This is a genomic window from Streptomyces drozdowiczii, from assembly GCF_026167665.1.
GTDB lineage: Bacteria > Actinomycetota > Actinomycetes > Streptomycetales > Streptomycetaceae > Streptomyces > Streptomyces drozdowiczii_A.
Window position 1 is genome coordinate 707,366 of sequence record NZ_CP098740.1, and the last position, 23,950, is coordinate 731,315.

24 protein-coding genes, 1 pseudogene and 1 riboswitch are annotated in these 23,950 nt (G+C 73.5%); of the genes and pseudogenes, 10 read left to right on the top strand and 15 right to left on the bottom strand.

Annotated elements, in window-relative coordinates:
- Positions 1-11: 11 nt before the first annotated feature.
- Entirely contained in the window at positions 12-1,934 is a 1,923-nt protein-coding gene (locus tag NEH16_RS03200) for a DUF2264 domain-containing protein (RefSeq protein WP_265539005.1), read from the top strand.
- Here NEH16_RS03200 and NEH16_RS03205 read toward each other — a convergent pair whose 3' ends face one another.
- From NEH16_RS03205 to NEH16_RS03245, 9 genes and pseudogenes are all read right to left on the bottom strand, one after another.
- On the bottom strand, positions 1,935-2,522 hold the full coding sequence (locus NEH16_RS03205; protein ID WP_265539006.1) for a GAF domain-containing protein: 588 nt from the start codon (positions 2,520-2,522) through the stop codon (positions 1,935-1,937).
- Entirely contained in the window at positions 2,519-3,253 is a 735-nt protein-coding gene (locus NEH16_RS03210) for a GTP-binding protein (RefSeq protein WP_265539008.1), read from the bottom strand. The genes NEH16_RS03205 and NEH16_RS03210 overlap by 4 nt, the downstream gene beginning before the upstream one ends.
- On the bottom strand, positions 3,231-3,602 hold the full coding sequence (locus NEH16_RS03215; protein WP_026171133.1) for a DUF742 domain-containing protein: 372 nt from the start codon (positions 3,600-3,602) through the stop codon (positions 3,231-3,233). Before NEH16_RS03215 ends, NEH16_RS03210 begins: the two co-directional genes overlap by 23 nt.
- Positions 3,603-3,604: 2 nt before the next feature.
- Positions 3,605-4,039, bottom strand: coding sequence for a roadblock/LC7 domain-containing protein (locus NEH16_RS03220; RefSeq protein ID WP_265539012.1), 435 nt, complete (start codon positions 4,037-4,039; stop codon positions 3,605-3,607).
- A 7-nt stretch (positions 4,040-4,046) separates the two neighbouring features.
- Positions 4,047-5,919 (bottom strand): annotated as a pseudogene (locus NEH16_RS03225) (ATP-binding protein).
- A 307-nt stretch (positions 5,920-6,226) separates the two neighbouring features.
- On the bottom strand, positions 6,227-6,940 hold the full coding sequence (locus NEH16_RS03230) for a C39 family peptidase (RefSeq protein ID WP_265539014.1): 714 nt from the start codon (positions 6,938-6,940) through the stop codon (positions 6,227-6,229).
- Between the two features lie 132 nt (positions 6,941-7,072).
- Positions 7,073-8,062 (bottom strand): ArsR/SmtB family transcription factor, encoded by a 990-nt coding sequence (locus tag NEH16_RS03235; RefSeq protein WP_265539017.1) that lies wholly within the window; start codon positions 8,060-8,062, stop codon positions 7,073-7,075.
- 9 nt (positions 8,063-8,071) lie between these two features.
- The gene (locus NEH16_RS03240; protein ID WP_265539019.1) at positions 8,072-9,340 is read right to left on the bottom strand and encodes an MBL fold metallo-hydrolase; all 1,269 of its coding nucleotides are present in this window, start codon (positions 9,338-9,340) and stop codon (positions 8,072-8,074) included.
- Between the two features lie 98 nt (positions 9,341-9,438).
- Positions 9,439-9,879 (bottom strand): PPOX class F420-dependent oxidoreductase, encoded by a 441-nt coding sequence (locus NEH16_RS03245; RefSeq protein WP_265539021.1) that lies wholly within the window; start codon positions 9,877-9,879, stop codon positions 9,439-9,441.
- A gap of 247 nt (positions 9,880-10,126) precedes the next feature.
- On the opposite strand from NEH16_RS03245, the gene NEH16_RS03250 reads away from it, so the two are divergent.
- On the top strand, positions 10,127-11,335 hold the full coding sequence (locus NEH16_RS03250; protein WP_265539023.1) for a Glu/Leu/Phe/Val dehydrogenase dimerization domain-containing protein: 1,209 nt from the start codon (positions 10,127-10,129) through the stop codon (positions 11,333-11,335).
- Between the two features lie 88 nt (positions 11,336-11,423).
- Positions 11,424-12,014, top strand: coding sequence for a TetR/AcrR family transcriptional regulator (locus NEH16_RS03255; protein ID WP_073965664.1), 591 nt, complete (start codon positions 11,424-11,426; stop codon positions 12,012-12,014).
- A gap of 36 nt (positions 12,015-12,050) precedes the next feature.
- Here NEH16_RS03255 and NEH16_RS03260 read toward each other — a convergent pair whose 3' ends face one another.
- Both NEH16_RS03260 and NEH16_RS03265 read right to left on the bottom strand, forming a co-directional pair.
- On the bottom strand, positions 12,051-13,055 hold the full coding sequence (locus NEH16_RS03260) for a DUF6745 domain-containing protein (protein WP_265539025.1): 1,005 nt from the start codon (positions 13,053-13,055) through the stop codon (positions 12,051-12,053).
- A 65-nt stretch (positions 13,056-13,120) separates the two neighbouring features.
- Positions 13,121-13,447, bottom strand: coding sequence for a hypothetical protein (locus NEH16_RS03265; protein ID WP_073965666.1), 327 nt, complete (start codon positions 13,445-13,447; stop codon positions 13,121-13,123).
- 174 nt (positions 13,448-13,621) lie between these two features.
- Between NEH16_RS03265 and NEH16_RS03270 the strand changes: the two genes are divergently transcribed.
- From NEH16_RS03270 to NEH16_RS03295, 6 genes are read left to right on the top strand one after another with little or no spacing between them, the layout of a single operon-like run.
- Positions 13,622-14,569 (top strand): STM4015 family protein, encoded by a 948-nt coding sequence (locus NEH16_RS03270; RefSeq protein ID WP_265539027.1) that lies wholly within the window; start codon positions 13,622-13,624, stop codon positions 14,567-14,569.
- Positions 14,570-14,576: 7 nt separating this feature from the next.
- Complete coding sequence (locus tag NEH16_RS03275; protein WP_265539029.1) at positions 14,577-15,551, top strand: STM4015 family protein; 975 nt, start codon at positions 14,577-14,579, stop codon at positions 15,549-15,551.
- Positions 15,532-16,677, top strand: coding sequence for an STM4014 family protein (locus tag NEH16_RS03280; protein ID WP_265539031.1), 1,146 nt, complete (start codon positions 15,532-15,534; stop codon positions 16,675-16,677). Before NEH16_RS03275 ends, NEH16_RS03280 begins: the two co-directional genes overlap by 20 nt.
- Positions 16,678-16,705: 28 nt before the next feature.
- Positions 16,706-17,518: an STM4013/SEN3800 family hydrolase gene (locus NEH16_RS03285; protein WP_265547044.1), complete on the top strand. Its 813-nt coding sequence runs from the start codon at positions 16,706-16,708 to the stop codon at positions 17,516-17,518.
- A complete protein-coding gene (locus NEH16_RS03290; protein ID WP_265539033.1) occupies positions 17,515-18,864 on the top strand; it encodes an STM4012 family radical SAM protein in 1,350 nt (449 codons plus the stop codon). Before NEH16_RS03285 ends, NEH16_RS03290 begins: the two co-directional genes overlap by 4 nt.
- Positions 18,865-18,870: 6 nt before the next feature.
- Positions 18,871-19,764: an STM4011 family radical SAM protein gene (locus tag NEH16_RS03295; protein WP_265539035.1), complete on the top strand. Its 894-nt coding sequence runs from the start codon at positions 18,871-18,873 to the stop codon at positions 19,762-19,764.
- Between the two features lie 20 nt (positions 19,765-19,784).
- On the opposite strand, the gene NEH16_RS03300 is transcribed toward NEH16_RS03295, so the two are convergent.
- Complete coding sequence (locus NEH16_RS03300) at positions 19,785-20,639, bottom strand: SGNH/GDSL hydrolase family protein (RefSeq protein ID WP_265539037.1); 855 nt, start codon at positions 20,637-20,639, stop codon at positions 19,785-19,787.
- A gap of 183 nt (positions 20,640-20,822) precedes the next feature.
- Complete coding sequence (locus NEH16_RS03305) at positions 20,823-21,746, bottom strand: M23 family metallopeptidase (protein ID WP_265539039.1); 924 nt, start codon at positions 21,744-21,746, stop codon at positions 20,823-20,825.
- A 3-nt stretch (positions 21,747-21,749) separates the two neighbouring features.
- Positions 21,750-21,909: riboswitch (cyclic di-AMP (ydaO/yuaA leader) on the bottom strand.
- A gap of 409 nt (positions 21,910-22,318) precedes the next feature.
- Between NEH16_RS03305 and NEH16_RS03310 the strand changes: the two genes are divergently transcribed.
- The gene (locus tag NEH16_RS03310) at positions 22,319-23,131 is read left to right on the top strand and encodes a tyrosine-protein phosphatase (protein WP_265539041.1); all 813 of its coding nucleotides are present in this window, start codon (positions 22,319-22,321) and stop codon (positions 23,129-23,131) included.
- A gap of 11 nt (positions 23,132-23,142) precedes the next feature.
- Here the strand turns inward: NEH16_RS03310 and NEH16_RS03315 are convergent, their stop codons facing one another.
- Positions 23,143-23,319, bottom strand: a complete 177-nt coding sequence (locus NEH16_RS03315; RefSeq protein ID WP_199879078.1) for a DUF6126 family protein — start codon at positions 23,317-23,319, stop codon at positions 23,143-23,145.
- A 10-nt stretch (positions 23,320-23,329) separates the two neighbouring features.
- Positions 23,330-23,938: a helix-turn-helix domain-containing protein gene (locus NEH16_RS03320; protein ID WP_265539043.1), complete on the bottom strand. Its 609-nt coding sequence runs from the start codon at positions 23,936-23,938 to the stop codon at positions 23,330-23,332.
- Between the last annotated feature and the right edge of the window lie 12 nt (positions 23,939-23,950).

Consider the following 23,950-nt stretch of genomic DNA (forward strand, 5'->3'; position numbering starts at 1 on the left):
GCACCGCCGTCATGTCCGTCGCCCCGCATCTGCACCTGCCGCCCACCGACCGGATCCTGTCCTCCCGCACGGGCTGGACCCGGGCCCACTGGGAGGCGACGGCCGACCGGATGCTGGACGCGCTGACGCCGTACGCGACACCGGGCTTCGCCCAGTACCGGCTGCCCGGCCGGAACAGCTGGTCCGGTGTCGTGTCGGACGGCCTCGAGGGCTTCGCCCGGTCGTTCCTGCTCGCCGCGTTCCGGATCGCGGGCGCGGGCGGGGCGGTCGACCCCGCGCTGATCGAGCGGTACGCGGCGGGGGTGGCGGCCGGCACCGACCCGGCGAGCGGTGAGGCGTGGCCGCGCCTGACGGACTGCTCGCAGCAGCTGGTGGAGGCGGCGTCCGTCGCCATCGCGCTGCACGAGACCCGGCCGTGGATCTGGGACCGGCTCGACGCCCGGGTGCAGGAGCGGATCGCCGACTGGTTCTCCGGTTTCGTCGGCGGACGCACCTGGGACAACAACTGGCGCCTCTTCCAAGTGGTTTCGGAACAGTTCCTGGCCTCGGTCGGCGCCCCGTACAGCAAGTCCGACATCGAGGGCGGGCTCGACCGGATCGAGGACTGGTACGTCGGTGACGGCTGGTACACCGACGGCAGCGGGCGCAACTTCGACTACTACATCGGCTGGGCCATGCATCTGTACCCGCTGCTGTGGGCGCGGATCGCGGGCCCGGACGGCGACGGCGGCCGGGCCGCCGTCTACCGGGAGCGCCTGAGCCGCTTCCTGGAGGACTACCCCCACTTCTTCGGCGCCGACGGCGCCCCGGTCCACCAGGGCCGGTCGCTGTGCTACCGCTTCGCGTCGCTGGCTCCGGTCTGGATGGGCGCCGTCGCGGACTGCACCCCGCTCGCGCCCGGACTCACCCGGCGCCTCGCCTCCGGGGCGCTGCGCCACTTCGCGGAGCGCGGGGTGCCCGACGAGCGGGGGCTGCTGACGCTCGGCTGGTACGACACGTTCCTGCCCACCACGCAGCCGTACTCCGGTCCGGCGTCTCCGTACTGGGCGAGCAAGGGCTTCCTCGGGCTGCTGCTCCCGGCCGACCACGAGGTGTGGACGGCACGCGAACTCCCGCTGCCCGTCGAGGAGTCCGACACGTACACCGCGCTTCCGGCGCCCGGCTGGCTGCTGCACGGCACCCGGCACGACGGGATCGTCCGGCTCGTCAACCACGGCAGCGACCACCATCCGCTCCCGGAAGCGGGCGACACCGACCCGGACGCGGGGGCGGGCGAGGACGATCCGCACTACGCGAAGCTGGCGTACTCGACGGCGACCGCGCCGGAGTCCGCGCCGCACGCCTTCGCCCGGAACATCGACAACCACCTGGCGCTGCTCGCCCCGGACGGCACCCCGTCCCGGCGGCGCCGCATCCACCCGGTGGGCTGCGCGGACCGCGTCGCCGCGTCCTGGTCGGCGGCCCGGCTGCCGGGCGACGAGCGGGCGTACCGGATCGAGACGACGAGCGTGCTGCACGGGCCGTGGGAGATCCGGGTGCACCGGGTCGAGGCGCCGGAGGGCGCCGTGGTCCGGGAGGGCGGCCACGCCGTGGCGCACCGGACGAGCCCGTTCGCCACCTCGGGCCCCGGCTGGGCGCTCGCCCGGACCGCCGACGGCCTGTCCAGCGCGGTGGTCGGGCTGTACGGCTGGGACGGCGGGCCCGAGGACGCCGAGGTGGCGCGGGACGTGGAGTCCAACGCGTACGGACCGCACTCGGCCGTCCCGTATCTGCGCAGCGCTCCCCACCCCGGTGGCCGGAGCGTCCAGGTCACGCTCGTCGTGCTGTCCCGGGACAGCGTGCACCCGGAGGCGCTGCGTACGGCCGTAAGGGTGCGGGTGGCCGGGGACGCGGTGACGCTGGGCTTCCTGGACGGCCGCACGGTCGAGGTCTGATCAGAAGCGGGGGGCGTGGTCCTCCCTGCGGTCGAGGTGGCCGATCAGCTCCTGTGCCAGGGACTTGATGGTGTCGAGCCCCGCCCTTCCCCAGGGGCGGGGCACGGTGTCCACGGCGCAGACGGCGCCCAGGGCCGTCCCGGTGCGGTCGATCAGCGGTGCTCCCAGATAGGAGCGGATGCCTATGTCGTCCACGACCGGGTTGCCCGCGAAGCGCGGGTAGTCGCAGACGTCCTCCAGGACGAGCGCCTTGCGCCGGACGACCACATGCGGGCAGTAGCCGTGGTCGAGCGCCACATACCGGCCGCTGCGGCCGCTGCCCGCCGCGGTGGCCCCCAGGTCCGCGCCCCTGCGGGTGCCGGCGGGGGTGTGCAGTCCGGCGTAGAACTGCCGGTTCCCGTCGATGAAGTTGACCATCGAGAACGGCACGTCCGTCACTTCGGCCACCCTGTCGGCGAAGGCGTCGAAGTCGTCGAACGAGGCGTCCTCGCGCTCCCCCAGGCCGAGGCTCCGCAGCCGCCGGGCGCGGGCGGGTGCCTCGCTGTCCACGGGGGTCAGCAGGAGCCGCCCGGCACCGCGCGGGATCACGGCCTGGCCCCGAATCCGGCGTGCCCGGGGAGCGGCACGGCGTCGTCGGTGGCGTTGATGAGGTGCTGGACCAGCGTCACCAGTGTGCCGGTGCCGGAGCTGGCGATACGGGCGTCGCACAGCACGACCGGCACGTCCGGCGACAGGTCGAGCGCGGCGCGGACCTCCTCGGGGCCGTAGCGGTAGGCGCCGTCGAACTCGTTGACGGCGACGACGAATCCGATGCCGCGCCGCTCGAAGAAGTCGACGGCGGCGAAGCACTCCTCCAGTCTGCGGGTGTCCGCGATCACGACCGCTCCCAGCGCGCCCTGCGAGAGTTCGTCCCACATGAACCAGAAGCGTTCCTGGCCCGGTGTGCCGAACAGGTACAGCACATGCTGCTCGTCCAGCGTGATGCGGCCGAAGTCCATCGCCACGGTGGTGGAGGTCTTCGACTCGACGCCCTCCAGGCTGTCGGTCGCGGCGCTCGCCTGGGTCAGCAGCTCTTCGGTGCTCAGCGGCGCGATCTCGCTGACGGCGCCGACGAACGTCGTCTTGCCGACGCCGAATCCGCCGGCGACGAGCACCTTCAACGCGACGGGGAAGCCCTCGGGCGCGGCCGGCGGCGCGGCGTGGTCGGCGGTGGCGGTGTCCTGCCCGTACCCGCCGCCGGAGCCCTCGTCCGGATAGCCGTAGCCATAGCCGGAGCCGTCCGGGTAGCCGTAGCCGTCAGAGCTGTCGTCGTAAGCCATCGAGCACTGCCTCCAGCAGATGTCGGTCGGTGGGCATGTCTTGGAAGGCGGGCGCGTGGGCGGTGACGGCGCCGCAGTCGACCAGGTCGGAGAGGAGGACCTTGGTCACGACGGCGGGCAGCCTCAGATGGGCGGCGATCTCGGCCACCGAGGTGGGGCCCTCGCACAGTCCCAGGGCCACCGAGTGCTCGGGGCCGAGGTGGGTCTGCGGAACGCTTCCGGTGGCCATCACCAGGGACAGCAGGTCGAGCACGGCCGTGGGACGGGTACGCCCGTTGCTCACCGTGTAGGGGCGGATGAGGCGGCCCGCCGCATCGTCGAGCAGAGGCCCGTCCTGGGTGACCGCCATGGTCACAGCCCCGCGGTGCCCGGTGCCCCGGCCGTCTGTCTCACCGGGGTCATCAGATAGGGACGCACACTCTTGACCAGCATGGTCATCTCGTAGCCGAGGACGGCGGCGTCGGCGTTGCGGCCGGCGAGGACGGCCAGACAGGTGCCGGAGCCGGCGGTGGCGACGAAGAGGAGCGTCGAGTCGAGCTCCACGACCACCTGCCGCACCTCGCCGTTGTCCCCGAACCTCGCCCCGGCGCTGCGGCCGAGCGAGTAGAGGCCGGCCGCCAGCGCCGCCATGTGGTCGGCGCTGTCGGCGTCCATGCCGTGGAGGGACTTCACCAGCCCGTCGGCGGAGAGCAGGACCGCGCTGCGGGTGTACGGCACGCGCTGGACCAGGCCGCTCAGCAGCCAGTCGAGGTCCGAGACCTGACCGGACGGCGTATCGGTCGCCATGGGGCATCTACTCCTTGATGGGGTTCGCTGCGAGTGGGTCGTGTTCGCCGGGGTGGGCGCCCGCTCCGTGCAGTTGCGCGGGCTGGGCGGCGCCCCGGACGGGGAGCGGCCGGGCCGGCGCGCCGAGCTGGGCGGCCGTCGTCATGTGCGTGGCACCGGCGGGCGCCTCCTGCGCGGGCTCCTGCTCGGCCTCGGCCCGGGCCTCGGCGAGGTCGATGCCGCGCCGGAAGGCGGCGACGAGCCCGGGGTCGTGCAGGACGGGTTCGTCCGCGGACCGGGGCGCGGGTGCCTCCCTGAGCTGCGGGACCAGGTGTTCCTGGTTGGCGCGCCTGGGCAGCAGGGGCCGGTCGGCCGCGGTCTTCGGCGCGGTCGCGTCGTCGGACGGGGCGGCGGGCCGGGTGTCGTCCGCCGGCCGGTCCACGCGCTCGGCGCGCAGGGGCAGCGGCGGCGCCTCGTCCTGGCGGGCCGGGCCCGGCTGCTGCGGTGCCCGGTGCGGGCCGGGCTGCTGGCTGGGGACGTAGGGCCGGCGTTCCGGCTCGGGGGCGGGCGCGGGGTCTCGCGGTGCCGGGCGGTCCTCCAGGGGCGGCGGGCGGTGCACGGGCCCGGGGGCGGGACGGGCGCTTCGCCGGCCGCGCCGGGGGCGTCCTCGTCCGCGCCGAGCAGGGTCTGCGGGAGGACCAGGACGGCCTGGGTGCCTCCGTAGATGTTGCTCTGGAGCCGTACGGCGATGCCGTGCCGCCGGGCCAGTGAGGCGACGACGAAGAGGCCGATGCGGCCGTCCTGGAGGAGGCGGGCGACATTGACCTGGTCGGGGTCGGTGAGCAGGGCGTTCATCCGCTTCTGCTCGTCGCCGGGCATGCCGAGCCCGCGGTCCTCGACCTCCAGGGCGAGCCCGGCGGTGACGCGCTGGGCGCGCAGCAGGACCTGGGTGTGCGGGGCGGAGAACACCGTGGCGTTCTCCACGAGTTCGGCGAGGAGGTGGATGACGTCGGCCACGGCGTGTCCGCGCAGGGTGCCGTCGATCGGGGGACGAGCTTGACCCGGGGGTACTGCTCGACCTCGGCGATGGCCGAGCGCAGCACCTCGGTCATGGTGACCGGGTTGCTCCACTGGCGGCGGGAGACGGCGCCGCCGAGCACGGCGAGGTTCTCGGCGTGGCGGCGGATGCGGGTGGCGAGGTGGTCGACGTGGAAGAGGCCCTTGAGCAGGTCCGGGTCCTCGACCTCGTGCTCGAGCTCGTCCAGCAGCTGGATCTCGCGGTGCACGAGCGACTGGAGGCGGCGGGCGAGGTTGACGAAGACCTCGACCTTCTGGTCCTCGCCGCTGGGCTCGGAGAGCCGGGAGGCCTCGACGACCGCGACCACGGCGGCCTCCTGCTGGCGGCCCAGCTCCTGGGCCAGCAGCTCGAAGGGGTCGCCGCCGGGCGGCGGGCTCTGCGGGGCGCGCCGGACGGGGACGGGTTCGCCGTTGCGCAGCTGTTCCACGACGCGTTGGAGTTCGGCCTGGCCCTGGGCGCTGGTGCGGCGCAGCGCCAGGCAGCGGCCGAAGACCGTGGTGGCGGCCCGGTTGGCGGCCAGGAAGGCGGCGAGGACGGCGGCGAGCGCGAGCGCGGCCGCCGAGCCGAGGGCGATCCACAGCTCCGTGGACGGGCGTGCGTGGCCCGCGCGGGCGGTGAAGACGACGGCCGCGGCGCCGGCGAGGGCGACCGCGAGGGCCGGCAGCACGGCGGTGCGCAGGAGTTGAGGGCGTATGCGCGCCTCGGGGGTCGGGCGGGCGGCGCGTGGTCTGGCCGCGGCCGAGTGGGAACGGGCGCCCGGTCGGCCGTGCCGCCCGCCCTCTCGTCGGTCGGGTCGCGCGTCGGGTGCGCGAAGTTGAGACATCAGCGTCCTCGGTACGTGGGGCCCCAGGCATCTGCGTACATGTGGTGGCACCTACGGTGGTCGGGCATTCTCGGGTCATCGGCCGGGCAGGCCCGGAGAATATGAGCCCACCGTTGATCACCGGGCACACACGGTAGTCGCCAGGAGTACGGCCGTGATGGGCAGTTGTGGAACTTGCCCGCCATCCGTCCCGCTCTGGTATGAGCGCTCGTACGGGCGACCGATTCCTACGGGCCGGTTTCCGGGGCACGGACGCGCGCGGGCCCCCTCGGCCTGTGCCGAGGGGGCCCGCGCGCGTCCGTGCCGGTCAGGCCGAATAGCCCTTCGGCGGGATCAGGGTGGCGAGTTGGTCGAAGGAGAGCCAGTAGATCTGGTTGCCGCCGAAGGAGGCGGGATCCGCGATGAGGACGGTGCGGTCGGCGTCGTCGTAGCCGATGACCGTGAAGTAGTGGTAGATCGTCTGGTTCGACGGGTAGCCGGGCGGCTGGTTGCCCGGCGGGGCCACGATGTTGGTGACCAGCGGGTAGTTGCGGTCGATGTCGAAGACGACGTCGTACCAGAGCAGGTCGCGCTGGGCCTGGGTGGGCGGGTCGTTGGGCATTTCCTTGGTCTCGTACCAGCCGCCGCCGAGGTTGGCGTTGAGCACTCCGGTGACCTGGGATATGTGGTCGGTGCCGTTCACGGTGGTGCCGAGCTGCCAGGCCAGGTCGGACTGGCTGGGCGGGGCGATGCGGGCGGAGAGCGCGATGCGGGTGGCGGCGGGTCCGCACCAGTAACCGGTCTCCTGGACCTGGTAGTCGACGTCCAGCCAGTGCGCGGTGGCGGTGCTGCCGGCGTCCACCGTGATCCGGGTGCCGGGTTGGTTGTGCCCGCTGATGACGGCGGTCCCGGCCGACGATCCGTGGGCGGTGACGGCGGCGGCGCCGATGTGCGGGTCCACCGAGGCGAAGGCGGTGCCGGGCTGGACGAGGGCTCCGAGGGCGACCGCGGCGACGGCGGCGGACACGAGTCTCCTGCGCATGAAGGCTCCTGGGGGTGGGGGACGGGCCTTGGGTGCGGAACGGCCGTGCTCTTCGGGCCACCAGCGTGGTGCCGTCGCCATGGGGCCCGCAAGGACCGAAAGCTGGTGCTTACGCGCGCAGGTGACGAGCCGTCACCCGGCGGGCGGGTCCTCAACGGCCAGCAGGGCGCGCCCCTCGGCGGTCGCGACGTGGAAGGAGCGCCCGGCCCGGCGCACGGTGGTGACGAGCCCCGCCTCCCTCAGCACGTTCAGGTGCTGGCTGACGGCGGGGTGGGTCACGCCGAGGAGCCGGGCCGCCTCCAGGGTCGAGCAGCCGGTGCGGGTGGCGCGCAGGACACCGGCGCGGGTGTGGCCGAGCAGCGGTCCGAGGGGTCCGGGCGCGGGGCGGGTGCCCCGGGCGGGGGCGCACCAGTCGGGGGTGTGGTGGATGGGGTGGACCAGCACGGGCGGCAGTTCGCCGTCGGCCAGCGTGGCCGGGGTGGGCCAGCAGAAGAACGACGGCTGGAGGACGAGGCCGCGGCCGCGCAGCCACAGGTCCTGGTCGACGGGGTACGCCGCTTCGAGGACGGGCGCCCGCCAGCGGAACTGCGGTCCGAGCCCGGCGAGCAGCGCCTCGGTGCCTCCGTCGAGGAGGCTGCGCAGCCGCAGGGCGCGGTCGGCGTCGATGTCGGCGTGCACCCGGCGCCAGTGCGGGGCCAGCGCCTCCCGCTGGTACGTGTGCAGGGCTCCGCCCAGCTCGCGCAGGGCCTCCGCGTCCCCACCGGCCAGTTCCCCGAGCCAGCCCGGCAGGCGTACGGGCGGGGCGAGCCGTTCCAGCTCGGCGCGCAGCCGCCGGCGCGGGGTGCTCAGCAGGACGTCGACGGATGCCTGGAGGGAGCCCCGGTCACCGGTCGTCGGTGTGAGGAAGTCCGGTGAGTAGCCGCGCGGCGGCAGCAGGCGGGAGAGCAGGCGCGGGCTGGCGGAGAGCCGGGGCCGCGCCCAGCGCCGCCAGGCGCCGAACTCCCGCTCGCCGTCGCGCCGCTGGAGGGTCTGCACACTGTTGCTGATCTCCCACAGGAAGTCGGGCCCGGGCGCCACCCGGACCCGTGCGAGATCGTCGGGGGTGAAGTGCACCCGCAGCATCGCGGGGACTCAGGGCTGAGGCGTCCGGTCGCGCTCCCGGCCGGCCCCGGGGCTCGCGCCGGCCGGCGCTTCGTGGAGTTCTACGTGGACCGGGGGCCAGTTGCCCCAGCCGGGGGCCGGTTCGGCGGCGACGGCCCGCCACCACGGGTCGACGGGCGGCGGATCGGCGGGCTCGAAGGGCTGGCCGGGACGCGGGGCGACCATGGTCACGCCCACGGAGTCGGTGGCGCGCATCGACCACTCGGCGGGCTCCGCCCAGGGGTGCAGCGCGAGGTTGAACGTCCCCCAGTGGATCGGGAGCATGACGCCCGCGCCGGGGTCGTCGCCCTGGAGGTCGAGGTGGGCGCGCACGCCCTCGTCGGGGCTCATGTGGATGTCCGGCCAGGCGCCCGGCTCCGGCATGCTGTCCGTACGGTCCTTGGACCAGTACTGGCTGTACGCGCCGATCTGGATCATGGTCGCGTCGAACGGGCCGTGCTCGGCGCCGATGGTCCGGAAGCCGGGGAAGTATCCGGTGTCGCCGCTGTGGTAGATCCGGTGCTCGGGTCCGGCGACGGCCCAGGAGGCCCAGAGCGTGTGCTGCTGGTTGCGCAGGCCGCGTCCGCAGAAGTGGCGGGCGGGGGTGGCGGTGAGGCTGATGCCGCCGACCGTCGTGGTCTCGTTCCAGTCGAGCTCGCGGATCCGGTCGGGCGCGACGCCCCAGCGCTCCAGGTGGGCGCCGACGCCGAGCGGCACCGCGAAGACCGTGTCCGTGCGGGCCAGGGCGCGGATCGTCGGGAGGTCGAGGTGGTCGTAGTGGTCGTGCGAGATCACCACCACGTCGACCGGCCCCAGGGCGCCGAGCGGGGCCGGGGCCGGGTGCAGGCGCCGGGGACCGGCGAATGCGAAGGGGGAACAGCGCCCGCCCCAGACCGGGTCGAACAGCACACGCCGCCCGTCGATCTCGGCGAGGACGCTGGAATGGCCCATCCAGGTGATCCGCAGCCCGGAGGCGGGCGGCCGGGCGAGGTCGGCGACGGTCGTGGCGTGCACGGGCACCGGGGCGGCGGGGGCCCTGAGCACCCGCTCCTCCTTGCGGAAGTAGACCCGGGCGAATTCCAGGGTGGAACCGGAGGGTCTGATCCGCGCGCCCACCGGGTTCTGGAAGACACCGTCGGCGAAGTTGGGGGAACGGCGGATGCGCTCCATGCGTGCGCCGTCCGGGTCGGCCCCGAAGGCAGCGGGGCGCAGCGCACGCAGCCGGGTGCGGAGCGGAAGCCTGTGGTCAGCGCCGGTCACGGGGTCTCCTGAGGAGTCGGGGTCGTCCCATTATGGACAAGGGGTAAGACAGTGCGAGAGGGGAACGCCCGGTGGAGGGCGTTCCCGCTCCCACCGCTTTACCCGCGCTCCTGTCCGTACACATGCTCGACGTGGAGGCTCAGGACGATGCGCCGGTCCCGGACCATGGCGGCGCGGTAGTCGTCCCAGTCGGGGTGCTCGCCCTGCACGTCGCGGTAGAGCCGGATCAGCTCCTCCACGGTGTCGTCCGCGGGATCGGCGGCGGTCGCGGACAGCTCGGCGGTGCCCTCCGCGACCGTCCAGGCCCAGCGGTCCTCGCTGGTGACGTGGTAGCTCGCGCGCGGGTCGCGGCGCAGGTTCCGCGTCTTGGCGCGGCCCTCGGTGACCGAGACCCGGACGATGTGCTCGTCCGGGTAGTAGAAGTGGTTGACGTTGGACAGCTGGGGCCTGCCGTCCTTCTTGAGGGTCACCAGGACGCCACCGTCGTTCTCGCCCAGGAGCCGGAGCAGCGCTTCCTGCCGTGCATCGAATGCGGTCATGCCGGTGCAACGAACGGCCCCGGCGGAGGATTCCGCCTTCCGGACGCGATCCTGCCGTTCCCCCGACCCGCCGCCGGGCACCGGTGCGTTCCGGCCACCGCGCGGCGCGACGGCGGACGCCGCGTTGACAGGGGCGCCCCGCCTCCCGATACTGACCGGCGGTTCAGTACGTGGTCCGGTCGCCTCCCGGCCCGGGCCCGCCGACCGCCCAGGACCGCCCGCCGACAGTGACCGAGGAGCACTCCCGATGACGACGCCTCCGGTGTCCCCGCCCGCCCCGCTCATCTCGCTGACCTGGACCGACCACGCCACCGGCTGCCGGGGCCACCTCGTGGTGGACCGGCTGGTGCGCGGGGTGTCCAGCGGCGGCCTGCGGATGCGCCCGGGCTGCACCCTGGAGGAGGTGGCCGGCCTGGCCCGGGGCATGACGATGAAGGAGGCCCTGCACTTCGACGCGGACCGGCCCGGCGCCCGCTACATACCGCTGGGCGGCGCCAAGGGCGGCATCGACTGCGATCCGCGCGACCCGGCGGCCTACGGCGTCCTGGTCCGCTATCTGCGGGCGATGCGCCCGTACATCGAGACCGTCTGGACGACCGGGGAGGACCTGGGCCTCTCCCAGGACCTGGTGGACCGCGCGGCGGCGGAGGCCGGTCTCGTCTCCACCGTGCAGGCCGTCTACCCGCTCCTGGAGGACGAGGCCGCGGCCCGGCGCCGGCTGGCCGACGCCTTCGAGCTGGAAGTGGACGGCATCGGCCTGGACGAGCTGGTCGGCGGCTGCGGGGTCGCCGAGGCCGCGCTCGCCGCGCTGGACCGGGACGGGATCGCGTACGACGGTGCGCGGGTGGCGCTCCAGGGGCTCGGGACCATGGGCGGGGCGACCGCCCGCTTCCTGTCCCGGGCCGGGCTGCGCGTGGTCGCCGTAGCCGACGTCAAGGGCACGATCGCGAATCCGGCCGGGCTCGACGTCGAGGCGCTGCTCGCCGCGCGGGACGCGCACGGCACCGTGGACCGGGGCGCGCTGCGCGCCGGTGACCGGGAGCTGCCGGGCGACGCCTGGCTGGTCCAGGACGCGGAGGTGCTCGTCCCGGCCGCCGTTTCCTACGCCGTGGACGCGGTGAACCAGGCCGGGATCCGGGCCCGCTGGGTGGTGGAGGCCGCCAACATGCCGGTGCTGCCGGAGGCGGAGGCGTTGCTCGCGGGGCGCGGGATCACCGTGCTGCCCGATGTGGTGGTCAACTCCGGGACCAACGCCTGGTGGTGGTGGACCCTGTTCGGAGACATCGGCGCCGACGCGGACGAGGCGTTCGCGCACACCCGGCGCGCGATGCGCGAGTTGGTCGGCCTGGTGCTGGCCCGCGCGGCCGAGGACGGCTGCACCCCGCGTGCGGCGGCGCACGCGGTGGCCGCCGACCGGCTGCCGGTGATGGCGGAACGCTTCGGCTGGTACCGCTGACCGGGACCTCCTGTCCGCCTCCGGTCCGCCCGACCGCCCCCGGGCGGGCATTGGTTAGGGTGATTGCGTGGCGAGAGTGCGGTTGGGAGTGGCGGAGCGGCGCGAGGAGTTGCTGCGTGCCGCCGTCGAACAGATCGAGGTGCGCGGTGTCGCGGCCGTGCGGATCGCCGATGTGGCGTCCGTGCTCGGCGTGAGCAACGCACTCGTGCTCTATCACTTCTCCACCAAGGAGAAGCTGGTCGCGGCGGCCTTCGCGCACGCGGCCGAGAGCGATCTCGCCCATCTGCGCAAGCTGTTGAGCCGCCGCACGACCGCCGTACGCAGGCTGCGCGCGGCCGTCCGCTGGTACGCGCCGACGGGCCAGGCCAAGGGCTGGCGGCTGTGGATCGAGGGCTGGGCGGCCTCGCTCCGCGATCCGGCGCTGCGCAATGTGGCCGGGGATCTCGACCAGCAGTGGAAGGCCGAGCTGGCCGAGGTCATCGAGGAGGGCGCGGCGGCGGGCGAGTTCCACTGCGACGACCCGATGTCCGTGGCCTGGCGGCTGACCGCGCTGCTGGACGGGCTGGCCGTGCAGATGACCTCGTACAACGGTCCGCTGTCCCGGGCCACCATGCTGGAGTGGACCGAGCAGGCGCTCGCCCGTGAACTGGGCATCGACCACGAGGCCCTGACGGCCTGACCGCGTTTCCCCTCTCTCTGTGCCGCCCTCCCCCGGTCAGGTCTGCTGAAGTGGCTCGTAGACCTCGCTGCCGAGGCCGAAGGTCCAGGCGACTCCCTCCCTGGCGGTCCTGGTGGCAGGCGGGACCCGCAGCCAGTACGTGCGGTGGGTGCCGTCCGGCTCGGGCGTCGAGTTGACCACCTCGACCATGACGACGTCCTCGTCACCGGCGAGCGCGATCCGCCAGAGGATGCCCGTCTCGTCGCGGTGGACCGGTTCGGCGCCCGACTCCGTGAGGTAGCGGTCGTAGCCGTAGTACTCCAGCATCACGCGGCGCAGCTCCGCGTTCTCCTCGTCGCGGATGCGCTTCGGGGTCAGCGCGGCCAGCTCGTCCAGGAAGGCGCGGGGCACGGGCATGCCGCGCCAGGCGTACAGGGCGAAGCCGTCCGGGTAGGAGAGCGCCGGGCCGTCGCCCCGGTCGAGGCGGCCCGCCTCGTCGCGGTGCAGGGCCTCCGGGCGCTCGCAGATCACCACGACCCGCTCGTAGGGCCACCACCAGCCCGCGTTCCGCGCCACCGCCGCCAGTCCGTCGAGCCGGTCGCCCCGGCCGTCGAAGGCGGCGAGCCATGCCGCGTCGTGCTGCCCGAGGACCGCGTCGAGCAGGGCCAGGCGCACCCGGGTCTCGGCCTCGGTGTCCTCACCGGCGAGGTCGGCGACCACCCCGGCCCGTATCCGCTCGGCGAGGGCCGCCGTGGTCTCCCAGAGCTGGGCGCCGGTGGCCGACCACAGGGCGGACCACCCGGCCGGGCCCAGGGCGTCGTACACCCGGCGCCGTTCCTCCGCCCAGGGGCGGGTGCGCACCTCGTCGCGGACCGAGCGCCCCCGGCCGGTCAGCTTCCCGACGGCCTCCACGGCCTCCCTCGGCGAGCCGGCCCAGACGAACTCCTCCGGCTCGGCCAGACCCGCGCCGCGGTAGGCGAGCCGCACCCCGTCCTCGGCGGCCGCCCGGTCCGCCGCGCCCGTCGCCGCCGCCACGGCCCGCCAAGAGTCCACGTACTGCATCGGTTTCCCCGTCCCCTGTTCCACTCTGCATTCCTTGGTTTCGCGCACAACGGCCGTGCCGTCGCTCAGTCGGCGACGATGCGGACCGCCCCCGGCGCGTACTCCCGCTGGCGCACCACGCGGAACCAGCCCTGGGGCAGCGGGATCGTCGCGTGCTCCTCGTGGACCACGCGTCCGCCCTCGGGGAGATGGAGCAGCATCGGGCCGAAGACCCCGCCTTCCCGGATCAGCCGGCCGGGCCCCGGCACGGCGTGCGCGTGTCCGGTGACCTCGCCGAGCGCGAGCACCAGCCGGCCCCGCGCGTCGCGGAGTTCGCCCGTCGCCTCCAGGAGGTGCGGGGGCACCGCGGACTCCTCCAGTGGCACGATCAGTACGTCGCCCTGCCGGTACACAGACCTCTCCCCTCCGTGGCAGCACCCGGTGTGCCGGCCACATCGAAAACGCTACGGCGGGGGTCTGACAATCGGCCGTCGAGCCGTACCGGGCGGGGGCGGTCGCGGCATTGTCAGTGGGCCTTGATAGACCTTGCGGACATCAATCCGTCGCCGTCATCAGGAGCTCAGGGCATGTCCGTGGACCACCTTCACGAGTTGCTCGGCCTTCCGGCCGTCGATTTCCAGTCCGGCGCGGAGGGCGGCCCACGGCCCGCCGCCGATGCCGCCGCCTGGCGGGTGTCGATCGACGCCTACGAGGACGAGGGCACCTGGGAGGAGGAGTTCGACGCCTTCCTGTCGGAGGTCGATCCGTCGGGTGTCCGGGCGCTGATCATCGGGCAGTGGGGCGAGTCGTACGAGGAGAAGTCGTCGTATCCGATCGGTCTCGTCATCGCGGCCGCGGACCGGCTGACCTCTCTCGAGGCGGTGTTCGTCGGGGATCTGACGATGGAGGAGGCGGAGATCTCCTGGATCGAGCAGAGCGATGTCACCGCGCTGCTCGACGCGTTCCCCGCGCTGGTGGAGCTGGGTGTGCGCGGCGGCTCCGAGCTGGTCTTCCCGCCCGCGAAGCACGAGCGGCTGCGGGCGCTGACCATCGAGACGGGCGGGCTGCCGCGCGAGGTGGTGCGCGGTGTCCTGGGGAGCGAACTGCCCGCGCTGGAGCGGCTGGACCTGTGGCTCGGCGTCTCGACCTACGGCGGCGACGCCGATGTGTCGGATCTGGCGCCGCTGCTCGCCGGGACGCGCTTCCCCGCCCTGCACCACCTCGGCCTGCGCAACAGCGAGATCCAGAACGAGATCGCGACCGCGGTGGCCTCGGCCCCGCTGGTGGCCCGGCTCAAGACCCTCGACCTGTCCTGCGGCACGCTCGGCGACGAGGGCGCGGCCGCCCTGCTGGAGGGTCAGCCGCTGACCCATCTCGATGTGCTGGACCTGCACCACCACTTCCTCACCGAGCCGATGGAGCAGCGCGTCACCGAGGCGCTGGCGCCGCACGGGGTGCGGGTGGACCTCTCGGAGCGCTGTGAGCCGTGGGACAACCGGGGCCCGGCGGGCCGTTACGTCACGGTCTCGGAGTGACAGCGCGATGACCGGCATCGACCACCCCTGTTCCTTCCACGACCTGCCCGTCTTCACCCTGCCGGAGCCGGGCGACGACAGGCCGTGGCCCGCGACGCTCCCCACGCCGGACGCCATAGCCTGGCGGCTGGAATCCACCTGGGAGGGCCCGGAGTTCGCCGCCGTCTGGCGGCACTTCCTGACTGCGGTCGATCCGGCACAGGTCCGGGCCCTGGTGATCGGCCCCTGGTGGCAGGACGACTACAGCTCGCTCGCTCCGGTGGTGGAGCTGATCACCTCGGACGCGGCCCGTTTCCCGGCGCTGCGCGCTCTGTTCCTCGCCGATGTCGTGGGCGAGGAGTGCGAGGTGTCGTGGCTCCAGATGTGCGACATCACGCCGGTGCTCCGGGCGTTCCCCCGCCTGGAGGAGCTGGTGGTACGAGGCGGTGGCAGCGGGCTGAACGAGGAGACGCTGGAGCTGCACCCGGTGCGGCACGAGGCGCTGAAGGCCCTGCGCTTCGAGTCCGGCGGCCTGCCCGGTCACGTCGTGCGCGCGGTCGGCGCCTGCGAACTGCCCGCGCTGGAACGGCTGGAGGTGTGGCTCGGCTCCCAGTGGTATGCGGGGGACGCCACGGTGGCGGACATGGCTCCCCTGCTGTCCGGGGGCAACTTCCCCCGGCTGCGTCATCTCGGGCTCCAGAACAGCGAGATCCAGGACGAGATCGCCGTGGCGGTCGCCTCCGCCCCTGTGGTCGCGCAACTGGAGTCCCTGTCGCTGTCGATGGGCACCCTCAGCGACGCGGGCGGCCTGGCCCTGCTCGAAGGTCAGCCGCTCACCCATCTGGACTCCCTGGACCTGCACCACCACTACCTCAGCGACGAGGTGATGGACCGCTTCAAGGAGCTGTCCGAGCGCGACGACGTCCATGTCCACCTCGGCGAGGCGGACGACTGGGACCCGGACGACGAGGACGATTCCCGCTATGTCGCGGTCAGCGAGTAGCGGCCCGCCGCGCCTCGCGGTCGTCGGCAATCCGGGCAGCCGCCGCGTCGCCCTGTTCCAGGACGCGGTGGCCGCAGCCGGCCTGCCCGAGGCGCGTACGGTGTCCTGGCTCGACGTGCTGGCGGGCGGGGCGCGCTTCCTGCCCGGCGAGACCGTGCGCGTCGAGTCCCCGGGCGAGGACGCGGAGGTGGACCGGCTGCTGCGCGGGGCCGACGAGCCGACCCGGGTGGAGGGTTCGGCCCTCTGGTACGCGCGGTTCACCGCCGCCGTGCGCGAGGTGGCCCGGGCCGCCGCCGACGCGGGCGCCCACCTGCTCGACGACCCGGCTGACATCGCGACGCTCTTCGACAAGCGGCTGTGCCACGGTGTGCTGGACGCGGCCGGGGTCCCCGTCCCCGCGTCCCCGACCTCGGGCCCGGCCGGGGCGCCCGTGCGGGGCTGGGACGACGTACGGGAGCTGATCGCCGCCCACCGCATGCCCCGGGTGTTCGTGAAGCCCGCGCACGGCTCGTCCGCCTCCGGGGTGCTGGCCGTGGAGACGGCGGCCGGCGGCCGGGTCCGGGCGGCCACCTCCGTCGAGCGGGACCGGGCCGGCCGGCTGTACAACTCGCTGCGGGTCCGCCGCTGCACGACGGAGCGCGAGGTCGCGGCGGTGGTCGACGCGCTGGCGCCGGACGGGCTGCACATCGAGCGCTGGCTGCCCAAGGCCACCCGGCGCGGCCGGGCCGCCGACCTGCGCGTCGTCGTGGTCGCCGGGCGGGCCACCCACGCCGTGGTGCGCACCAGCACCTCACCGATGACCAATCTGCACCTGGGCGGGGCGCGCGGCGACCTGGCCGAGGTGCGGGCGGCGATCGGGGCGGCGGGCGGCAGTTGGGGCGAGGCCCTGGCGATCTGCGAGCGGGCCGCCGCCGCCTTCCCGGACACCCTGTGCGTCGGCGTCGACCTGCTGCCCCTGACCGGCTGGCGGCGCTTCGCCGTCGGCGAGGTCAACGCCTTCGGGGATCTGCTGCCCGGGCTCACCGGCCTGCCCGGCAGCGGCGCCGAGGGCCTGGACACCTACGCGGCGCAGCTCGCCGCCGTACTGGAACGAGCAAGGAACGACCGTGTCAGCACGACCCCCTGAGCACTTCCCGGCCCCCTCCGACCCCGATATGAGCGAGGTCGTGGGCAGCCACGACCTGCTGTTCGTCACCCTGGACACCCTGCGGTACGACGTCGCGGCCGAGCTGGCCGCCGCCGGGCGCATCCCGCATCTGGCCCGCCATCTGCCGGGCGGCGTCTGGGAGAAGCGGCACGCCCCGGGCAGCTTCACGTACGCCTCGCACCAGGCGATGTTCGCGGGGTTCCTGCCCACCCCGGCCACGCCCGGGCCGCACCCCCGGCTGTTCGCCGCCCGGTTCGCGGGCAGCGAGACCACGGCGGAGCGCACCTTCGTGTTCGACACCCCGGACCTGGTCTCGGGGCTCGCGAAGGAGGGCTACCGCACGGTGTGCATCGGCGGTGTCGGCTTCTTCAACCTTCGGGGGCCGCTCGGTTCGGTGCTCCCCGGGATGTTCCAGGAGGCGCACTGGGAGCCGGAGTTCGGCGTGCCCTCGCCCACCTCGTTCGAGGCGCAGGTGGCCCGCGCCGAGGAGGTGGTCGCCGCCCTGCCCGCCGAGCAGCGGCTGTTCCTGTTCGTCAACGTCTCCGCGCTCCACCAGCCGAACTGGTTCCACACGCCCGGGGCCACCCGCGACGCCGGTGACAGCCGTGCGACGCACGCCGCCGCCCTGGAGTACGTGGACGCCCACATCGGCCGGCTCTTCGCCGCCGCGAGCAGCCGCCGCCGTACCTTCGCCATCGTCTGCTCCGACCACGGCACGGCCTACGGCGACGACGGCTACACCGGCCACCGGCTCGGCCACGAGTCCGTCTGGACCGTCCCGTACGCCCACTTCTTCCTGGAACCGGGGGCCGTCCGATGACCGTGACGCACACCGTCCGCCCGTACGAGAGCTATGTGTACGCCTACCCGCACAAGACGGCGTACCGCCCGCTCGCCGAGCAGCCCGGCGGGCGGCCGGCCCTGGACGAGCTGTGGGCGGGGGAACGCAAGGACGCGCTCTCCCTCTATATGCACATCCCGTTCTGCGAGGTCCGCTGCGGCTTCTGCAACCTGTTCACCCGGATCGGCGCCCCCGACGAGCTGACCTCGCGCTATCTCGACGCGCTGGACCGGCAGGCGAGTGCCGTGCGCGACGCGCTGGGCGACGCGGAGCCGGTGCGGTTCGCGGCGGCGGCGTTCGGCGGGGGCACGCCCACCTTCCTGACGGCGGGCGAGCTGGAGCGGCTGTGCGACATCGCGGAGAAGCGGATGGGCGCCGATCTGCGCTCCGTGCCGCTGTCCGTGGAGACGTCCCCGTCCACCGCGACCGCCGACCGCCTCGCCGTGCTCGCCCGGCGGGGCGCGACCCGCGTCAGCATCGGGGTGCAGTCCTTCGTGGAGGCCGAGGCCCGCGCGGCGGTGCGCCCGCAGCACGCCGCCGACGTGGAGCGGGCCCTCGGCGCCATCCGGGACGCCTCCATACCCGTGCTCAACATCGATCTGATCTACGGCATAGACGGCCAGACCGAGCGGACCTGGCACACCTCACTGGACGCGGCGCTGCGCTGGCGCCCGGAGGAGCTGTACCTCTACCCGCTGTACGTGCGCCCGCTGACCGCCCTCGGCCGACGCTCCCCCGCAGAGGCCGACGCGGCCTGGGACGAGCAGCGCCTGCGCCTGTACCGGGCCGGCCGCGACCACCTCCTGGCCCACGGCTACGAGCAGGTGTCGATGCGGATGTTCCGCCGCGCCGACGCCCCGCGCGCGGAGGGGCCCGACGACTACGCGTGCCAGACGGACGGCATGATCGGCCTGGGCTGCGGCGCCCGCTCCTACACCTCGCGGCTGCACTACTCCTTCGACTACGCGGTCCGGATGGGCGAGGTCCGGGGCATCATCGACGCCTACACCGCCACCGAGGACTTCTCCCGCGCCGAGGTCGGGCGGTACACGGACGGGGACGAGGCGCGCCGCCGCCATCTCCTCCAGTCGGTGCTCCAGGCGCGGGGCATGCCCGTGGAGGACTACCGCGAACGGTTCGGCACCTCGCCCTACGAGGACTTCCCCGAGGAGCTGGCCCGGTTCGAGGCCCGGGGCTGGCTCGACGCCGGGACGCCGGGTCTGCTGCGGCTGTCGCCCGAGGGGCTGGCGTACTCGGACGCGCTGGGCCCGGAACTCTTCTCCCCCGCCGTCCGGGCCGCGATGGCCGCGTACGAGCTGAAGTGAGGGACCGTGGACCTGACGATTCTCTACCGGGGCCCGCTCGCCTCCTGCGACTACGACTGCCCGTACTGCCCGTTCGCGAAGCGGCGCGACAGCCGGGAGCAGCTGCTGGCGGACCGGGCGGCGCTCGAACGGTTCACGGCGTGGGTGGCGGCGCAGAGCGGTGACCGGATCTCGGTGCTGTTCACGCCGTGGGGCGAGGGCCTGGTGCGCTCCTGGTACCGCAGGTCGATCGTGGAGCTGGCGGGCCTCCCGCACGTACGCCGGGTGGCGATCCAGACGAACCTGAGCGGGCGTACGCGGTGGCTGGCCGAGGCGCCGGAGGCGGCCCGCGAGCGGATCGCGCTCTGGTGCACGTACCACCCGGGGCAGACGCCGTACGAGCGTTTCCTCGGCCGGTGCGCGGAGCTGAGGGACCTCGGGGTACGGCACAGCGTGGGCGTGGTGGGGTTCGACGCCCATCTCGGCGAGGCGCGGCGGCTGCGGGCGGCGCTCCCGGAGGAGGTCTACCTCTGGGTCAACGCCGCCGAGGGGCACACCTACACGGACGAGGAGGCGGAGCGGTGGACGGAGATCGATCCGCTGTTCCCGTACAGCCGCCATCCGCACCGCTCGGCGGGGCTGCCCTGCCGGACCGGTGAGTCGGTGATCTCGGTGGACGGGGAGGGCACGGTGCGCCGCTGCCACTTCGTCCGGGCGGAGCTGGGCAATCTGTACGACGGGAGCTACCGGCGTGCGCTGGGCCCGAGGGCCTGCCCGCTCGCCGTCTGCGACTGCCACATCGGCTATGTGCACCTGGAGACGCTGCCGCTGTACGACGTGTTCGCGGGCGGGGTGCTGGAGCGCGTTCCGGCGGCGCTGCCGCTGTCCACGGTCGCCCCGACGCGGTCTCGGGGCGACTGAGGACAGCGGCAGCGGGTCCGTCAGAGCGGCAGCAGGTCCGGCCGCTTCGGCTCGACGTGGTCGCCGGAGGACTCGCCGCGCAGGCGTCGTCCGATCCACGGGACGAGGTATTCGCGCGCCCAGTGGATGTCGTCGCGGCGGATCTCCAGCGTGCCGCGCGGCGGCTGCGGCGGCCACGCCTGGTCCGGGTCGGCCGGCACGTCCAGGCCGAGGACCTGGGCGGCGCGCAGCGCGACCCGGGTGTGTCCCTCGGGCGACAGGTGCAGCCGGTCGCCGTCCCAGGCGCGCCGGTCCTGCACGGAGCGCAGCGACCACAGGTCGAGGACCGGGCAGCCGTAGCGGTCGGCGATGGCCCGGACGTGGGCGGTGTAGGTGGCGATCTTGCCGCGCAGATGGCGCAGCACGGGGACGCCTCGGGTGTCGAAGCCGGTGGTGACCATGACGGTGCCGACCGACCGCGTGAGGTCGGCGACCGCCCGCTCGAAGCGTTCAGCCACGTCGTCCGGGTCGGTGCCCGGCCGGATGATGTCGTTGCCGCCGGCGCAGAAGCTCACCAGATCGGGGGCGAGTTCCTTGGCGCGGGGCACCTGCTCCTCGACTATCTGGTCGAGGAGGCGTCCTCGTACGGCGAGATTGGCGTACCGGAAGTGCCCGTGCACGGAGAGGGGTGAGCCCTCGGCATCCGTCCGAATGCCGGGCTCCGGGAGCCGGTCCGCGAGAAGTACCGCGAGCCGGTCGGCCCAGCCGACGAACGTTCCGTCCGGGCCGGGGTCGCCGACTCCCTCGGTGAAGCTGTCGCCAATCGCCGCGTACGACCCGATGGCGCCCTGTCGGTCGACGGCGCCCTGCTGGAGGTTGTTCGAATCGTCTGCCACAACCGCATATCCTGCACCCCGGAATGTGACCTACGCGACCGTAATAAGGGGTTGACGGGTGGTGAGATAAACCACCCGGTCAGTTTTCGGTAAAGGGGGAATAAGCAGAGGGACGACGCACCGCCGTGCGCCGTCCCTCTGTGTCGTTCGGTGACCCGGATCACCGGGCCGGTACCGCTCGGATCAGACGTAGATCCCGTGCGACGCCAGGTAGGCGATCGGGTCGATGTCCGAGCCGTACTCCGGGCCGGTGCGGACCTCGAAGTGGAGGTGCGGGCCGGTGGCGTTGCCGGTGGAGCCGGAGAGGCCGACCTGCTGGCCCGCGGTCACGGTCTGGCCCGCCGAGACGGAGAGCGAGGACATGTGGCCGTACTGGGAGTAGTGGCCGTCGGCGTGCTTGATGACGACCTGGTTGCCGTAGGCGCCGCCCCAGCCGGCGGTGACGACGGTGCCGGAGGTGATGGCCTTCACGCTGGTGCCGGTGGAGACGGGGAAGTCGATGCCGGTGTGGCTGCCGCTGGACCAGCTGGCGCCGGAGGCGCGGTAGGCGGTGGTGTGGTTGCCGGGGACCGGGTGGACGTAGCCGGAGGCGTTGTCCTGGGAGGCCGGGGCCTCGGTCTTCGCCTCGGTCTGCGCCTCGGTCTTGGTCTCGACCTTCGTCTCGGCCTTGGGCGCGGCCTTCGCCTCGGTCTTCTCGGCCGTCTTGGCGGGGGCCTTGGACGGGGTGGTGGCGGCGGGGGCCGCCTTGGCGCCGAGGGTCAGCTTCATGCCCGGGAAGATCAGGCTCGGGTTCTCGCCGACGACCTCGCGGTTGTCCTGGTACAGCTTGTGCCAGCCGCCCTTGAGGTGGTGCTGGGCCGCGATCTTCGACAGGTAGTCGCCGGAGACGACGGAGTATGTGGTGGTGCCGGTGCTCTTCGCGGGCTTGGCCGGGGCGGTGTGCGCGGCGGCCGACTGCGACGTGGCCGGGGCGGACTGCTCCGCGGCGTGGGCACCGGTGGCGCCGAGCAGCGGAAGCGCGATGACGGCTCCGCCGGCGCTCGCGGCGACGACGCCGCGGGCGATGGTGCTGGACTTGGGACGGCGGTGCTTACCCGAAATGGGCATGAAGAATTTCCTCTCCGGCGCCTGCGAGGTGAGCTGTCGGGTTCGGGCTGGAGATGCCCGGCCGCGCCTGGCGCGACTTCACCCCTAGCCGTCCGGTCGTCCCGGTCGGCGGCTTACCTGGTTCCCCCGCTCCTGCCACACGGTGAGTGGGTGCGAATTCCGGACGGCGGCAGGATTGGGCGTTCCATCCGGATGGACATGGAACGTAAGCGAGCCGGGGCGACGGAAACAAGCCACACGTTCGGCACCGCATTCCGCACCGGAATTGCGGTGCGGAATTCCGGTCACACTCCGTGGATTACGGATCTTGGCTTTCCGCGCGGCGCGGGGACTACCCAGCCGGGCCGTCAGCACACACCGTCACGGATATGATCCCGCTCACGAGCGGGTGATCATCTCCCGCACAATCGGGGCAAGTTGGCAATATCCCATCAATACGGACATGCCATATCCCTCGCCCGGGTCGGCACCGAGCGGGCGGCCGAGATGATTGCCCCAGGAACCGATGTCGTATCGTCGCGGTCGTGGGCCCGTCGGCGATACGCGCCGGGGCAGAGCCTCCAGGAGTGACCGTGACGCAGCAGCTGCCGCAGACCCCGCCGACGGAGCCCGTCCTCACCGGCGTCCGCAACTTCCGCGACGTGGGCGGCCTGCCCACCACCGACGGCCGTCGGGTCCGGCACGGCCGGCTCTACCGCAGCGGTCACCTGGCGCACGCCACGGCGGAGGACGCGGCCTTCCTCGGCGGGCTCGGCCTGCACACGGTCTTCGACTTCCGCAATGCGGCGGACCACAAGCTGGACGGCCTGGACATCGAGCTGCCCGGCGTACGGAACGTGAGCATCCCGCTCAGCGACCCGGCGGACGGCGCGGAGTTCTGGCGGATGGTGCGCGACGGCAATCTGGCGGAGCTGCGCTCGATCCTGGCCGACGGCAAGGGCACCAGCCGCATGGTCGCCTCGTACCGCTCGATCATCCTGGAGCGCACCGCCGAGCACAGCCGGGTGCTGCACGCCCTGGCCGAGGACAGCGTCCCCGCCCTGATGCACTGCGCGGCCGGCAAGGACCGGGCCGGGCTCTCCATCGCGGTGACGCTGCTGGCGGTGGGCGTCGGGCGGGAGACCATCGAGGCCGACTACCTCAAGTCGAACGACGCGCACCGCCGCTACCGCATCCGGCGCAGCGACACCTCGGCCGCCGGGATGTCGCCGGAGGTGCTGGAGCTGCTCAACCCGCTCTTCGGCGCCCAGCCCGACTACCTCGCCGCGGCCTTCGCCGCCATCGACGAGACCTGGGGCGGCACCGACCGCTACCTCACCGACGGGCTGAAGCTCACGCCCGCCACCCGTGAGGAGCTGCGCGAAAGGCTCCTCGACGAGAGCTGAGCCGGCCTCCCCTACTGGTTGTGCATGCCGACCGCGAAGAGCAGGTAGAGGAACGCCGCGATGACGTGCCCGGCCACGAGATAGGCGAAGAGCCGGATGACGAGTCCGCGCGGCATCTTCCTCTCCTGGGTGTCGGCACCGGGACGCGGAGCCGGGGTGAGCGGGTCGTAGTGCTCTGAATCGGACATGACGGGCCTCTCAGCGACGGTGGACCTGGCCACCGAGGCACAGGTCGGCGGCGGGGCTCTGCAGCAGGGTGTGGACGAAGAGCAGCTCGGCGCCCTCGGGTTCGGGGGCGGCGATCCGGTGCGGGGTGAGCGAGTCGAAGTGCGCGCCGTCCCCGGGCGCGAGGTCGTGGACCGTCTCGCCGAGCGTCACCCGGAGGCGGCCGGTCAGGACGTACAGCCACTCCTCGCCGGGGTGGACGCGGACCAGGTCGCCCTGGGCGCCGTACGGGACGCGGACGCGCAGCGCCTGCATCGCCCGGCCGGAGCCGCCGGCCTGCTGGTACAGCCAGCCGTCGGCGGCCGGGCCCTCGAACGGGCGGCCGCGGACGATCGCGTCACGTTCCGGGGGGATCTCACCGAGGAGTTCGGAGACCGTCGTACCGTAGATCCTGGCCAGCTGGAGCAGCATCGGCAGCGAGGGCTGGCGTCGGCCCGTTTCGAGCCGGGAGAGGTGGGCGGGCGAGAGCCCGGCCCGCTGGGCCGCGGTCTCCAGGGTGAGACCACGGCCGCGGCGCAGATCGCGCAGGCGTGGCGCGACACCGGGCAGCTCACCGGCCGCCAGGTCGTCCGGAGGGTTCATGCCTCCATTGGG